This window comes from Bradyrhizobium manausense (assembly GCF_018130615.1).
GTDB lineage: Bacteria > Pseudomonadota > Alphaproteobacteria > Rhizobiales > Xanthobacteraceae > Bradyrhizobium > Bradyrhizobium manausense_A.
On the sequence record NZ_JAFCKB010000001.1, the window covers coordinates 341,582 to 354,407 of the forward strand.

General features: G+C 64.0%; 12 protein-coding genes. 8 read left to right on the forward strand and 4 right to left on the reverse strand.

What is annotated here, in order from left to right; translation table 11 throughout:
- Window positions 1-36 precede the first annotated feature (36 nt).
- The 7 genes from JQ587_RS01665 to JQ587_RS01695 all read left to right on the forward strand — a co-directional run bounded on the left by JQ587_RS01665 (window position 37) and on the right by JQ587_RS01695 (window position 7,800).
- A complete protein-coding gene (locus JQ587_RS01665; protein ID WP_212424219.1) occupies window positions 37-1,167 on the forward strand; it encodes a DUF5938 domain-containing protein in 1,131 nt (376 codons plus the stop codon).
- A gap of 106 nt (window positions 1,168-1,273) precedes the next feature.
- Window positions 1,274-2,812: an AMP-binding protein gene (locus tag JQ587_RS01670; RefSeq protein ID WP_212424220.1), complete on the forward strand. Its 1,539-nt coding sequence runs from the start codon at window positions 1,274-1,276 to the stop codon at window positions 2,810-2,812.
- Window positions 2,813-2,974: 162 nt separating this feature from the next.
- Window positions 2,975-3,907 (forward strand): AraC family transcriptional regulator, encoded by a 933-nt coding sequence (locus JQ587_RS01675; protein WP_212424221.1) that lies wholly within the window; start codon window positions 2,975-2,977, stop codon window positions 3,905-3,907.
- Window positions 3,908-4,035: 128 nt separating this feature from the next.
- On the forward strand, window positions 4,036-4,452 hold the full coding sequence (locus JQ587_RS01680; RefSeq protein WP_349629457.1) for an SPW repeat domain-containing protein: 417 nt from the start codon (window positions 4,036-4,038) through the stop codon (window positions 4,450-4,452).
- A 49-nt stretch (window positions 4,453-4,501) separates the two neighbouring features.
- The gene (locus JQ587_RS01685; RefSeq protein WP_212424222.1) at window positions 4,502-5,437 is read left to right on the forward strand and encodes an NADP-dependent oxidoreductase; all 936 of its coding nucleotides are present in this window, start codon (window positions 4,502-4,504) and stop codon (window positions 5,435-5,437) included.
- 81 nt (window positions 5,438-5,518) lie between these two features.
- Entirely contained in the window at window positions 5,519-6,172 is a 654-nt protein-coding gene (locus JQ587_RS01690; protein WP_249154142.1) for a nitroreductase family protein, read from the forward strand.
- Between the two features lie 425 nt (window positions 6,173-6,597).
- Window positions 6,598-7,800 (forward strand): sterol desaturase family protein, encoded by a 1,203-nt coding sequence (locus JQ587_RS01695; protein WP_212424223.1) that lies wholly within the window; start codon window positions 6,598-6,600, stop codon window positions 7,798-7,800.
- Window positions 7,801-8,062: 262 nt separating this feature from the next.
- On the opposite strand, the gene JQ587_RS01700 is transcribed toward JQ587_RS01695, so the two are convergent.
- The gene (locus JQ587_RS01700; protein ID WP_212424224.1) at window positions 8,063-9,235 is read right to left on the reverse strand and encodes an MFS transporter; all 1,173 of its coding nucleotides are present in this window, start codon (window positions 9,233-9,235) and stop codon (window positions 8,063-8,065) included.
- A gap of 144 nt (window positions 9,236-9,379) precedes the next feature.
- Entirely contained in the window at window positions 9,380-10,954 is a 1,575-nt protein-coding gene (locus JQ587_RS01705) for a winged helix-turn-helix domain-containing tetratricopeptide repeat protein (protein ID WP_212424225.1), read from the reverse strand.
- A 215-nt stretch (window positions 10,955-11,169) separates the two neighbouring features.
- Here JQ587_RS01705 and JQ587_RS01710 point away from each other — a divergent pair, with 215 nt between their 5' ends.
- Window positions 11,170-11,829: a peroxiredoxin gene (locus JQ587_RS01710; protein WP_212424226.1), complete on the forward strand. Its 660-nt coding sequence runs from the start codon at window positions 11,170-11,172 to the stop codon at window positions 11,827-11,829.
- A gap of 160 nt (window positions 11,830-11,989) precedes the next feature.
- Here JQ587_RS01710 and JQ587_RS01715 read toward each other — a convergent pair whose 3' ends face one another.
- Complete coding sequence (locus JQ587_RS01715) at window positions 11,990-12,262, reverse strand: BQ00720 family protein (protein ID WP_212301983.1); 273 nt, start codon at window positions 12,260-12,262, stop codon at window positions 11,990-11,992.
- Window positions 12,263-12,313: 51 nt separating this feature from the next.
- Window positions 12,314-12,739, reverse strand: coding sequence for an Hsp20 family protein (locus JQ587_RS01720; RefSeq protein ID WP_028139463.1), 426 nt, complete (start codon window positions 12,737-12,739; stop codon window positions 12,314-12,316).
- Between the last annotated feature and the right edge of the window lie 87 nt (window positions 12,740-12,826).

Below are 12,826 nucleotides of genomic sequence, written 5' to 3' on the forward strand. Positions count from 1 at the left end.
GCAACCGCAGACAACAAACAATTGGGAGGATACGCTATGAGTGGGAAGAAGCCCGTCATCGTCTATGGCGCGTCCGGCTACACCGGCCGGCTGGTCTGCGAATATTTGCGCGAATACAACATCCCCTTCATCGCCGCCGGCCGCAGCGCCGAGAAGCTCAACGCCGCGATGAAGGCGAACGTGGCCGGCATCGAGACTGCCGATTACGAGGTGGTGGAAGTGCCCCACACCGTGAGCGCACTGACGGAGCTGTTCAGCGGCGCCTCGGTGGTGCTCAACACCGTGGGCCCCTTCGCCAAGTTCGGCGGCGAGGTGGTGCAGGCCTGCTGGGCGTCCCGATGCCACTACACCGACACGACAGGCGAGCAGGACTGGCTGATCACGCTCGAGCAGGAGTGGGGCACGAAGTTCGGCAATGCCGGGCTGTTGCTGGCGCCGGGCATCGCACAGATGTACACCACCGGCGAGATTGCCGCGCAGCTGTGCCTGGAGACGCCCGGCCTCGATACGCTTGATATCGCCGTGTTCTGGGGCGGCAGCCCGACCATCGCCTCGACGCAGACCATCCTGGTCAATGCCGCGATGGCCAAGGCCTACTATCTGGAGCAGAACAAGTACGTCGAGCATCAGCCCGATGCCGGCCTCACCAACCTCGCCATTCCCGACCAGCATGAGCTGGCGCTGGCGCTGCCTTGGGGCGGCACTTCGCACCCGGTGTGGTTCAAGCGCGATCCGCGCGTGGCCAACGTGAAGGTGCTGGGCGGCGTGTTCAACCGCGCGCTGATGCTGGGCGTGCCGCAGATCGTCGCCGCCGCGCTGGAGGCGACCAAGGACATGAACCCCGACGACCGCTACGCCGCGTTGGCGCAGACCGCCGCCGGCGTGATGAACACCATGCCGCCGCGCGAGAACCCGCGCGTCAATAAGTCGATGGATTCGGTGCACGCCTCCGGCCCGCTGGGGCGCGCGCATTGCGTCATCAACGGCAACAGCAACTACAAGCAGACCGGCATGCTGCAGGCCTATGCGGCTGCGCACCTGCTGCAGCAGCCGCCCAAGCGCGTGGGCTTCGTCTCCGGCTGCCAGGCGTTCGGCCATCACGAGCTGCTCGGGCAATTGCGCAGCTTTGGTCTGGTCAGCAAGCCTGTTCTGACCGTGCACGATTAGGGGGCGCGCTGCGACGGCGATCGCTCTTCACCTCTCCCCATCCGGGAGAGGTGGACCTTCGCCGCGACGCGCGTCGAACCAACCTCACGATACTCTGGGGGCGACCATGCGCTTCATCGACTATCTCGACAAAGGTGCCTCGCTCGGCGCCGATGCGCCGTGCCTGACCATGGACGGGCGCGATCTCAGCTATCGCGAGGTCCAGCAGCTGAGCTACCGCGTCGCGCGCGGGCTGGACCGATCGGGCATCGCGCCCGGCGAGAAAATTGCGATCCTCTCCGGCAACGATCCGGTCGCGTTTGCCTGCGTGTTCGGCATTTCCCGCGCCGGCTCGGTCTGGTGCCCGATCAATCCGCGCAACGAGGCGGCCGAAAACCGGCTTATCCTCGACCAGTTCGACTGCAGCCTGCTGCTGTTTCATTCCAGCTTCGCGCCGATGGTCGAGGCGGTGCGTGCAGATCTGCCGAAGCTGCGCGTGCTCGTCTGCCTCGATGCCGAGTTGCCCTTCGCGCCCTCGTTCGACAGTTGGCTCGCCGGCCTCGCCGACGGTCCCTATCAACGCGCGACGGTCGACGATCTCGCGATGATTCCCGGCACCGGCGGCACCACCGGCAAGCCAAAGGGGGTCATGCTGTCGGGCCGCAACATCGAGACCATGACGGCGCTGACGCTGATGGGCTATCCCTTCAAGGGCCGCCCGGTCTATCTCGCGCTCGCGCCGCTGACCCACGCCGCCGGCGTGCTGTGTTTCCCGATCATGGCGCTCGGCGGCCGCATCGTGATCATGCATCACCCCGATATCGCCGAATTCCTCGATCTGATCGAGCGCTATCGTGTCACGCACACCTTCCTGCCGCCGACCGTGATCTACATGCTGCTCGATCATCCGAAGCTCGACTCCGCCAACCTCGAATCGCTGCAATGCTTCTGGTATGGCGCAGCGCCGATCTCGTCCGCGCGGCTTGCGGAGGCGCTGCAACGTATCGGGCCGATGGCGCAGTTGTTCGGTCAGACCGAGGCGCCGATGATGATCTCGATGATGGCTCCCGGCGAGCATTACAACGACGACGGCTCCATTGCGATGGAGCGCCTCGCCTCGGCCGGGCGGATCAGTCCGCTGGTGCAGGCCGGCATCATGGATGGCGACGGCAATCTGCTGCCATCAGGCGCACGCGGCGAGATCGTGGTCCGCGGTTCGCTGGTGATGGAGGGCTATTACAAAAATCCAGAGGCCACGGCGGAGGCCTCCGCGCATGGCTGGCACCACACCGGCGACATCGGCTACCTCGACGACGACGGCTTCCTCTATATCGTCGATCGCGCCAAGGACATGATCATCACCGGCGGGTTCAACGTCTACTCGATCGAGGTCGAGAACGCGCTGCGGGCGCATGAGGCGGTGCAGGATTGCGCCGTGATCGGCCTTCCGGACGCGAAATGGGGTGAGCGGATCGTTGCCGTGGTGCAGCCGCGCGCCGGCCAGAGCGTCGATGCGACGGCGCTGGCGGCCTTCGTCAAGCAGCGGATCGGCAGCGTCAAGACACCGAAGCAGATCGAAGTCTGGGACGACCTGCCGCGCTCCAAGGTCGGCAAGGTGCTGAAGCCCGATATCCGCGCGCGGCTGGCGGGGCACTCAGGCGACTAGGCCGTGTCCTCATCAAGGCGGCCGATGTCGGCTTTCGGTGCCAAGCGGAGATCCTACGCTTGATCGGAGCATTACGACTTCCGACCCATCGGCGACATGCGAGGTGAAGTCTGCTATCATCCAACGTGGGTGCGGGGTCTCTAGCTGGACGAGATGGCCCCTATGTTCGACATTTTGAGTGATGTCTTTGAGACCATCAGGCTCAAAGGAACACTTTACTTCCGTACAGACTATTCGCCACCCTGGGCCATTACCGTTCCGGAATATGAGCAGGCCGCCCGGTTCCATTTTGTGATCCAGGGATGCTGCCATGTGAGCCTCCCATCCGGCAGCAACATCGTTCTTGAACCAGGCGATGTCGTATTGATTCCCCGCGGTCGGGAGCACGTACTTGCCGATCGTCTCGGCCGGGCGCCGGCACCGCTTGAACGCGTGATCCAAGAATCGGGTTACGATGGCAGAGGCGCGTTTGTGATTGGCAAGAGTGACCCTCAAGCCGCGACGCAAATGGTTTGTGGCCATCTGGGCTTTGCGCAAGGCGCCGATCATCCGCTGCTTGGCGCATTGCCCGAAGTAATCCTGATAACTCAGGCCGACCGCAGTCGCTACCCGCTGCTTGACGAGTCACTTCGCTTGGTTGCGCGGCGAGCACTGAGTGACGAGGCCGGTGCCGCCGCTTCGATCGCGCGTCTGTCGGAAGTTTTCTTTATCGAGGCTGTGCGGGCAAGCGTCGAAGGTCATCCGCCACTGGCCAACGTCATGACCGCCATGACGGATCGTCATATCGGTCGCGCCCTTGAACTGGTGCACAGAACGCCCGGCGATCCGTGGACCGTGGAAACGCTCGCAAAAGCAAGCGGCATGTCGAGGAGCCGCTTCGCGGAGCGATTTGCGGAACTCGTCGGTGTTGCGCCCATGGCTTATGTCACGGAATGGAGATTGCAAAAAGCTTTGGCCAGGCTCGGCAGTTCCAAAGCAAGCGTGAAAGAAGTTGCAGCGCAGGCCGGATACCAATCGGCGGCCGCCTTTGCGCGGGCATTTTCCCAACGCTTTGGAATTCCTCCGACCGATACTCGTGGTCTTGAATCGTCATAGGTTTGCTTATCGTCCCAACTGTCTTGCAGACAGTCCGTACTTTGTTCGCGTGTCTTGCTCCTGCCTCCTGCACGATCCTAGGTGAGTGGTGTTGCGAACAGTCGCCACTCACATCAAAGGAGTCGATCGTGCAAATCACTCAACAAGCCACCGATCCCTCTACTCACTTCGATCCCAGGTTCGTCACCAAGACGATGCACGCTTACCTGGACTATCCCGTTGCGGCGAGCTTGATCGCGTTGCCCTTCGTGCTCGGACTCGGCGGCTCAAATCCCTCGGCAAAATGGATCGCTGTCGTCACCGGCGTGGCAGCGGTCATTCTGACGTTCTTTACGAATCACAGGACGGGCGTCGTCCGGATTATCCCGTTCTCATTTCATGTCGCCGTTGATGCTCTCGTCGGCATCATCTTCGTGACGGTGCCGTTCGTCCTCGGCTTTAGCGGTCTTGACGCCTGGTACTACTGGGCAAACGGCGGGGCGCTGTTGGTGGTGCTCTGCCTGCAGAGGTCTGACGCGATGCCGATGCGGACCCCAAGCGCTTGAAGTCCACCTGCTTCCAGCAAAGAGGCAAATGACTCAGGAGCGAATGACCATGAAGGCAATCGTAGTAACGGACCAGGGTGCGGGAATGGCCGGGATGAAGCTGGCGGAGCGACCTGCCCCGCGCGCAGCGATAAACGACGTCGTCGTTCAGATCCATGCGTCGGGATTCGTCCCGACTGAGCTGGAGTGGCCCTCGACCTGGACCGATCGCCTCGACCGGGATCGAACACCGTCGATCCTTGGGCACGAGCTGGCCGGAGTGGTCACCGCTCTCGGCTACGGAACGACAGGGCTGTCGGTGGGACAGCGCGTGTTCGGCCTCGCCGACTGGTATCGCGACGGCACACTGGCGGAGTATGTGGCCATGGAGGCACGCAACCTCGCGCCGCTCCCGGGCGACGTCGACTTCACGGTCGGCGCGAGTCTGCCGATCTCGGGCCTCACCGCATGGCAGGGACTGTTCCAGCACGGCCGCCTTCGGGCGGGGCAGAGCGTCCTGGTGCACGGCGCGGCCGGCGCAGTTGGTTCGATGGTGATCCAGCTCGCACGCGAGGCCGGTGCCCACCTCATCGGCACCGGACGCGTCGCCGACCGTCAGAAGGCGCTGGACTTCGGCGCGCAGGAATTCGTCGACCTCGAGAACGACGCCTTGGAAGACGTCGGTGGCGTCGATTTGGTGTTCGATCTCATCGGCGGCGACATCGGGAAGCGATCCGCGCGTCTGGTTCGAGCCGGAGGAACGCTGGTGTGCGTCGTTGGGCCATGCGAGGCACGGCCCGCCGACGGCCTCGCAGTCGACTTCGTTGTCGAGCCCGATCGCGCCCAGCTGGGTGAGATCGTCCAGCGAGTGCGTGACGGACGACTGCGGACGAACATCGGCACCGTGGCGATCCTCAACGAAGCCGTCGCCGCTCTCAATCCGACCAAGCGGATCAGCGGGAAGACGATCATCCGCGTTCGTCCCTGGGCGACGCACGCCCATTGATCCACGCAGCCGGTTGGCTCGCACCCCATGCAATGAAAACACTTCCGTACTTCAACCTATCCTTCACCCACAGGAATCGCCATGACCGACGGAATCCCCACGAACGACGGAATCACCATGACCAACGCTGTCATCGAATGCATCCTGGCGCGCAGCGCTGCCAAGTACTACGATCCCGCTGCCACCTTGAGCGACGACCAAATCCGCGAGTTGGTGCGAATCGGCACCACCGCGCCGACGTCCTTCCACCTGCAGAACTGGCGCTTCATCGCCGTGCGTACGCCTGAAGCCAAGGCTCGGTTGCGTCCGATTGCCTGGGATCAGCCCGCGATCACCGAAGCAGCCGTTACTTTTATCGTCTGCGGCCAGTTGGCCGATGCCAGCGTAATACCAGGGCGCCTGGCACCGTTGGTGGAAGCGGGCATCATGCCGGCAAAGATGGTGCCGGATTGGGAAATCCCCGCACGCGATCTGTATATGGAGTACCCGCAGCGCCAACGCGACGAAGCAGTACGCTCCGGCACCTTCGGCGCGGCGGCGATGGTCTATGCGGCCGGCTCGCTGGGCCTGGGTTCGACGCCGATGATCGGTTTCGATGCCGAGGCGGTGCATCGCGAGTTCGGATTGGCCGAGGACGAAGTGCCAGTCATGCTGTTGTCCGTGGGGCCGGTGCGTGCGGGAAACTGGCCGCAGAAGCCGCGCCGTCCGGTGGCCGAAGTGCTGGAACTCGCATAGTCGAGCAGTCTGGTCTTGGCAGATGAGTTGCGGTGACAGTGCACATTGGCCGAGTGAGTCAATTGAGTGCGCTGTCACTGTAGCTGTTTTCAGTCTCACCTTTGAGCCGACGATCTCGACGCGACCGCTGGCAAGCAGCCGTTCGACAGCCGCCTCGCTGATCACCTTGGTGCCGAAGTGCCGGCCACCGCGCGGGTGACGTTCAAATTGCAACATCGAGCGGACGTTCCCGCGGCGCCCCGTCCTCGCCAGGACGTCTCCTCATGCCGTCCGGTTGCCCGATCCTTGGCGCTTCCAAGGATCGATACGCTAAGGATCGATGCGCCAAGGATTGACGGAATCCGCCCGTCCACCATACCCTCCCGCGACGGCCATCGATGGCTCCGCCGTGAGGGGAATAGGGGAGGCGCCGCGTGAAAATCCTTATGTTCGCGATTCCGGTCTTCATGGTCACGATCCTCGTCGAGGCGGCGATCGCGTGGCGGATGGGGCGTCGCGGGGTATACGACGTACCCGACGCCATCACGAGCCTGCACCACGGCGTATTGAGCCAGGCCATCGGCGGCTTCGCCAAGCTCATCGATGTCGCCCTCTATGTCGCGGTCTACCAGGCCTTCCACCTCGTCGAATGGAGCCGCGACAGCGTCCTGCCCTGGGTCGCCGCGTTGGTGCTCTACGACTTCTCTCACTACTGGTACCACCGCTTCAGCCACGAGATTCCCGTGCTCTGGGGCAGCCATGTGGTCCATCATTCGTCGGAATATTTCAACCTTTCGACCGCGTTGCGGCAGCCCGCGACCGCCGGGCTGTTCACCTGGATCTTTCACCTGCCGATGGCCGTGCTGGGCGTTCCGCCGGTGATGTATCTCATCGTCGGGCTGGTCGATCTGCTGTACCAATATTGGGTCCACACCGAGCTCGTCGGCCGGCTCGGCGTGCTCGACCGCATCCTGGTCACTCCGTCGAACCATCGCGTGCATCACGGTCAGAACGACTACTGCATCGACAGGAACTACGGCGGGATCTTCGTCCTCTGGGACCGGATGTTCGGCACCTTCGTCGACGAGCGCGACGGCGAAAAGATCGCCTACGGAGTCCGCAAACCGCTGCGGAGCCTGAACCCGCTCTGGAGCAACCTTCAGGTTTACGCGGATCTGATCCGGCAGACCCGCGCAGCTCGCGGGCTCGCCGGCAAGTTAGCCGTCTGGTTCGGAAGGATGCAGGCGCCGGAACCGATGGACCCGTCGGTCGTGCGTCGTTACGACCCCGAGACGCCGCGGGCGGTCGCCGCCTACGGCGCGGTCCAGTATACGCTCACGATGGTGATGCTTCTGCATTTCCTTTCCGGCTTCGAAGCCTTTCCGGTGCAGGTCTCCGTCACCTATTCCATTGTCATCTTGGTTTCATGCGTGACCATCGGCGGCGTCATGGAAGGAAGTCGGATCGCCTTCGCCGCCGAAACGGCGCGACTGGGCGCGCTCGCGCTGGCCTCGATGGTGTTGCCGGACTGGTTCGGCCTGCCGCTGCCGACGGCGGCCCGCGCCGTCGCGACAGCGGGCGCGCTCGCGGCCGGAATCTGGTTGCTCGTGCTTCGTCGCGAGCGACGGCCCGCCCCGGCGGCGGCCTGACCGATCGGAGGCCTGACCGAAACCCAGGCAGCCCCGTCGCGGCGAACCGGGTTCGTTCTCCGGAAGGAGGGCAAGCGCCGGCGCCGTGCCTGAGAAGGTCGAGCCCGTCACGTTTCAGGTCGAAGCGGGCGAACTCGCCGAAGGGATCGTCGGCCGGGTCCTGAGGGAAGAGAGGCCCGGATCGTCTGCGCCATGATGGGCGTAAGCTTCGCCGGGGACCGGCATATTCGTGATTGAGGCGGTGCCCGATTGAACGCGGCCCTTAGGCCGCGCCTTCCTCGACCGCCGGAGCCGACCGGGGCGCGGAAACCAGCGCAGCGAAGCCCCCGAGCAGCGGCATGGCAACAAAAAGAGCGACCGCAGCGACGTCGAAGGCGATGCCCGCACCGCCGGCGCGGTGCGCGAAGACGCCCGCGATCGGCGGCAATGCCAGCATGCTCCCGTAGAACGCGGAGAAGAAGATTCCCATTCCGACCGCGCGCGCCTGGGCGGGAAGCGCCCATGACGGCAGGCTGGCGAACGTCGCCCCGGATAGGCCGGCCACCAGCCCCAGTCCTGCGAAGATGAGAACGTCGTGGTCGGACACCGGAACGGCTGCCATCCCGATCGCGGCGAGCAGCAGGGATGCGGCGGCGATCCAGATGCCGGGGCCTCGCCGGATCGCAAGCGCGCCGCCGACAGGGATGGCCGCGATGGTGACCCACAGCGCGACGCTGACGTGAGAGGCGGCGACCTCGGCGGTATAGCCCCGCTCGGTCAGAAGCAACGGACCGAACGCAAACGCATTGGCGAACGTGGCGTTGGCGATGCCACCGACGAAGCCTGCAATGGCCACCGCGGCCGCGACGGCCGCGCTTGGGAAGGCCCCGGACAACGGCGCGCTCGGTCGCGCCTGCTTCGGCAGCGCGAACAATAGGATTAGCGCCATCAGGGTCAGGATCACCAGTGCTACCGACGCTCCGATCAGACCGAACTTGTCGGCGATCGGCGGCAACGCGATCAACGCCAGCGCTATCCCGCACGGCCACGAGCCGGCGAGAGCTGCCATCGCAAGGCCGAACTGCCTACCGGCGAATATATCGGCGATCATCTTGGTGCCAGCGATGGTAAACACCACGCCGCCCGTGCCCGCGATGACTCTGGCCAGCAGGCGCGCGCTCCAGTCGCTCGACAGATCGACGACGGCGCCGGCGAACATCAGCGCCGCGCACAGGAGAAGCGTAGTTCGTTCGCCGAGCCTTTGGACCACTATTCCTCCAGGAAGCGCAACCAGGACGCTGGGCGCCAGATAGGCGCCGACCAGGATGCCGAGCCGGGCATAATCGAGGCCCTCCGCTCGAAGCAGCGGGCCGAGCGCTCCGACGCTTTCGAACTGCATGCCCATGGTGCAGCGCGCCATGAAAAGCAGCGCTAGAATTCGCCATTTCGATTCCACGGGGGTCTCCGGATCCGACGATTGCATCCGGCCAGTGTCACGTCGAACCTCGCGCGAAGCAAGTCGAGATCTCGGTGCACGTTCACAGCTCGCAGCTCATTGCTCCGGGGGCCGAGGATCATCTGCCGGATCAGCGTGCCGCGATCATTCCGGCAATCCCGCCCGCCGCAGACCTTCCCCGTATCGCCAGGCATCGTCCGGCCGCCGGTAGGGCCCGAATATGGCTTCGAGGTTGGAGACGCGCTCGTCGGGATTGATGTGCAGCAACCGGTCCACGGCCTTCTGCGCCGGCTCCATCTGTCCGGCGAACGCATCTGCCGCCGCACCGATGCGCAGCGCCGGCAACAGTCTTGGCGTGCCGCGCAGGGCCGCCGTCGCCCAGGATGATGCCTCGCCGTAACGGCCGGCGAAGAAATGCGCGTGGGCCATCGCCACCTGCATCAGCGGCATCAGCGGATCGACGGGGCTGAGGCGCATCGCAAGAGCGAGATGCGATACGGCCGCCTCCGGCTCGCCCATCCAGCTCTTGATGAAGCCGGCGAAGTAGGACGCCCACATCAGATTGGGATTCACGTGGAGCGCCTGCTCGATGCAGGCAGCGCCGGTGTCGAGATCGCGCACCACATAGGCCAGCGCGCCGGCGCTGGTCGCCAGTGCGAGGGCATCGTCGCCGCCGAGACGAATCGCATGCCGCGCCAGCCGATCGGTCTCGGCGATGTCGCGCGCGAGATCGTCGGTCGGCCACCGGTTGGTCCTGTCCTTGACGTAGCAATAGGCGGCCATGCCGTAGGCGGAAGCGAACTCCGGATCGAGATCGATGGCGCGGCGGAACATCTGCAAGGCTTCGACATTGGCCTCGCGGATCGTGAAGCGGTAGATCGCCGCCGTGCCGCGCAGATAATATTCATAGGCGCCCAAACTCTCCGTCGGCTTGCGCTTGGCGCGCTCGATCGCGGAGTGCTCGAGCTTCGGCACCAGCAATCCCACGACCTGTCGCGCGATCTGGTCCTGCAAGTCGAAGATATCAGCGAGCGCGCCGTCGAACCTGTCGGCCCACAGATGCGCACCGGTTGACGCATCGATGAGCTGGGCGGTGATGCGCACGCGGTCGGCCGATCTGCGCACGCTGCCTTCGAGCACGAAGCTGACGCCCAGCTCGCGGCCGATCTGCTTGATGTCGACGGCGCGGCCTTTATAGGTGAAGCTGGAATTGCGCGCGATGACGAACAGCGAGCGAAAGCGCGACAGCGTCGTGATGATTTCCTCGACGACGCCGTCCGCAAAATACTCTTGGCTCGGGTCGTCGCTCATGTTCTGGAACGGCAGCACCGCGACGGCCGGCTGGACCGGAAGCGGAAGCACTTCGGTCGCAGTGGGAGCCGCCGCAGCAATCGAGGCCTGGTTGTCCGACCTCACCGGGCCGATGAACCGATAGCCGTATTTCGGCATGGTCTCGATCCAGCGCTCACCACCGTGCTCTTCGCCGAACACCCGGCGCAGCGCGGCGATCTGCACCGGCAGGTTGCTCTCCTCGACGATCAGGCCGGACCAGGCGGATTTGATCAGCGCATCTTTGGAGACCGGGCTTCCCGGCCGCTCCAGCAGCACGCGCAGCACGGCGATCGCGCGCTGGCCGATCGCGACCGGCTCCTCGCCGCGAAACAGCAGCGCGGCATCGGCGTCGAGTCGGAACGGACCGATGATGTAACCCGTGGCCATGACGCGATGCTTAAGAACTTTTTCAGAACGGCACCATGACTTTCGGCGGAGCCGGGCGCAGATATCAACCACCCCGATTTGCAGGGGCGAGCATGCTGGCCGGATTTCGGCCGTAAAATCAATTAGGTGCGACGCGTCTTCCCGCGCACGGGGTCATCCCGGGGATTTAAGCGCGCAATGGCCGCGTGACCAACGACGATAGAAGGATCTGCCACATGGCACTCGCACTCAACGACATCGCGCCGGATTTCGAAGCGCAAACGACCGAAGGCGATATCCGTTTTCACGACTGGATCGGCGATTCCTGGGCGGTGCTGTTTTCGCATCCGAAGGACTTCACGCCTGTCTGCACCACCGAGCTCGGCACCATGGCCGGCCTCAAGGGCGAGTTCGACAAACGCAACGTCAAGATCATCGGCATCTCGGTGGATCCGGTCGAGAACCACAACAAGTGGAAAGGCGACATCGAGAAGGCCACGGGCCATGCGGTCAACTATCCGATGATCGCCGATCGCGACCTCAAGGTTGCCAAGCTGTTCGGCATGCTGCCGGCTTCCGCGGGCAACACGTCGGAAGGCCGCACGCCGGCCGACAACCAGACGGTGCGCTCGGTGTTCGTCATCGGTCCCGACAAGAAGGTCAAGCTGGTGCTGACGTATCCGATGACGACGGGACGCAACTTCCGGGAAATTTTGCGCGTCATCGATTCCATGCAGCTGACGGCCAGGCTGCCGGTTGCGACTCCCGCCGACTGGGTCCCTGGCGAAGATGTCGTGATCGCGGCGTCGGTGTCGGATGAGGACGCCGTCAAGCGCTTTGGCACCTTCGTGACCGTGCTGCCCTATCTGCGCAAGACCAAGCAGCCGTCGGCCTGACGGCTGCACCGTCATTGCGAGGTGCCTGCGACAAAATTGCGTAGCAATTTTGTTCCGCTCGCAATGGCGATGTGGAAAAATCATCGGCGCAAATGAAAACGGGCATGCCTTCGCGTGAAGGCATGCCCGTCAAATCTCTAAACCTGCGACGCGCGTGCGCTCAGTGCACGCTCACCGCTTGCAGCTCGTTGCTCCAGGCGTTGGCGATCGCGGCTTCGCGGCTGTCGGTCAGCATGATCGGCGTGCCGTCGGCGGCGTGGAGCGCGAACAGCTTGAGGCCGGGCGCAATCTTCGGTGCTTCGGGGAACAGGCCGGGCACATCCTCGGAGCGGATCTGCTTCACATAGGCGATGTGGCCTTCGCCGAGGTTCGCCAGCGTCTCGGGCGAGGCGTTCCTGGCTTCGTGTTCGAATACAACGTGACCTTCACTCATGGTCTCGACTCCTTCACAGAAACTAAGCGGTCGAGTCCGCTACTCGTTCCATTATTCGTGCTCATTGATAGCGATTGTCTTAACGATCCTCTCCGGTTCAGGCCGGGCCAGGTCGATCGACAACAACCCGTTCTTCAGATCCGCACCCAGCACCAGCATCCCCTCCGCCAGCACGAAGGTGCGCTGGAAGTGGCGCGCGGCGATGCCGCGATGGATGTATTGCCGGGTCTTGTCGTCCTGCTGCCGCCCGCGAATGACGAGCTGGTTTTCCTCAATGGTTACATCGAGTTGGTCGCGGGTGAAGCCGGCGACCGCCAGCGTGATGCGCAAGCGTTCGGGCTGGCCGTCCGCTCCGCCGCATCGCTCGATATTGTAGGGAGGGTAACCGTCGGCGCCTTTGACGACGCGATCGAGCACGCGCTCGATTTCGTCGAAGCCCAGCAGGAACGGACTGGATAACGTAGGAACACGAGACATAGTTTACAAAGTCCTCTCGAAGCGACTTTGGCATTTCAGGGCCCTTTGCGGCACCCCTTGGTCAGCAATATGGGCATATCTCTGTGG

Bases quoted from the DNA above. Each gene is read 5' to 3' on its own strand.
- JQ587_RS01705 (WP_212424225.1), bottom strand. From the start codon at position 10,954: ATGGCCACGGGTTACATCATCGGTCCGTTCCGACTCGACGCCGATGCC.
- JQ587_RS01695 (WP_212424223.1), top strand. From the start codon at position 6,598: ATGTTCGCGATTCCGGTCTTCATGGTCACGATCCTCGTCGAGGCGGCG.
- JQ587_RS01665 (WP_212424219.1), top strand. From the start codon at position 37: ATGAGTGGGAAGAAGCCCGTCATCGTCTATGGCGCGTCCGGCTACACC.
- JQ587_RS01710 (WP_212424226.1), top strand. From the start codon at position 11,170: ATGGCACTCGCACTCAACGACATCGCGCCGGATTTCGAAGCGCAAACG.
- JQ587_RS01675 (WP_212424221.1), top strand. From the start codon at position 2,975: ATGTTCGACATTTTGAGTGATGTCTTTGAGACCATCAGGCTCAAAGGA.
- JQ587_RS01670 (WP_212424220.1), top strand. From the start codon at position 1,274: ATGCGCTTCATCGACTATCTCGACAAAGGTGCCTCGCTCGGCGCCGAT.
- JQ587_RS01720 (WP_028139463.1), bottom strand. From the start codon at position 12,739: ATGTCTCGTGTTCCTACGTTATCCAGTCCGTTCCTGCTGGGCTTCGAC.
- JQ587_RS01685 (WP_212424222.1), top strand. From the start codon at position 4,502: ATGAAGGCAATCGTAGTAACGGACCAGGGTGCGGGAATGGCCGGGATG.
- JQ587_RS01690 (WP_249154142.1), top strand. From the start codon at position 5,519: ATGACCGACGGAATCCCCACGAACGACGGAATCACCATGACCAACGCT.
- JQ587_RS01715 (WP_212301983.1), bottom strand. From the start codon at position 12,262: ATGAGTGAAGGTCACGTTGTATTCGAACACGAAGCCAGGAACGCCTCG.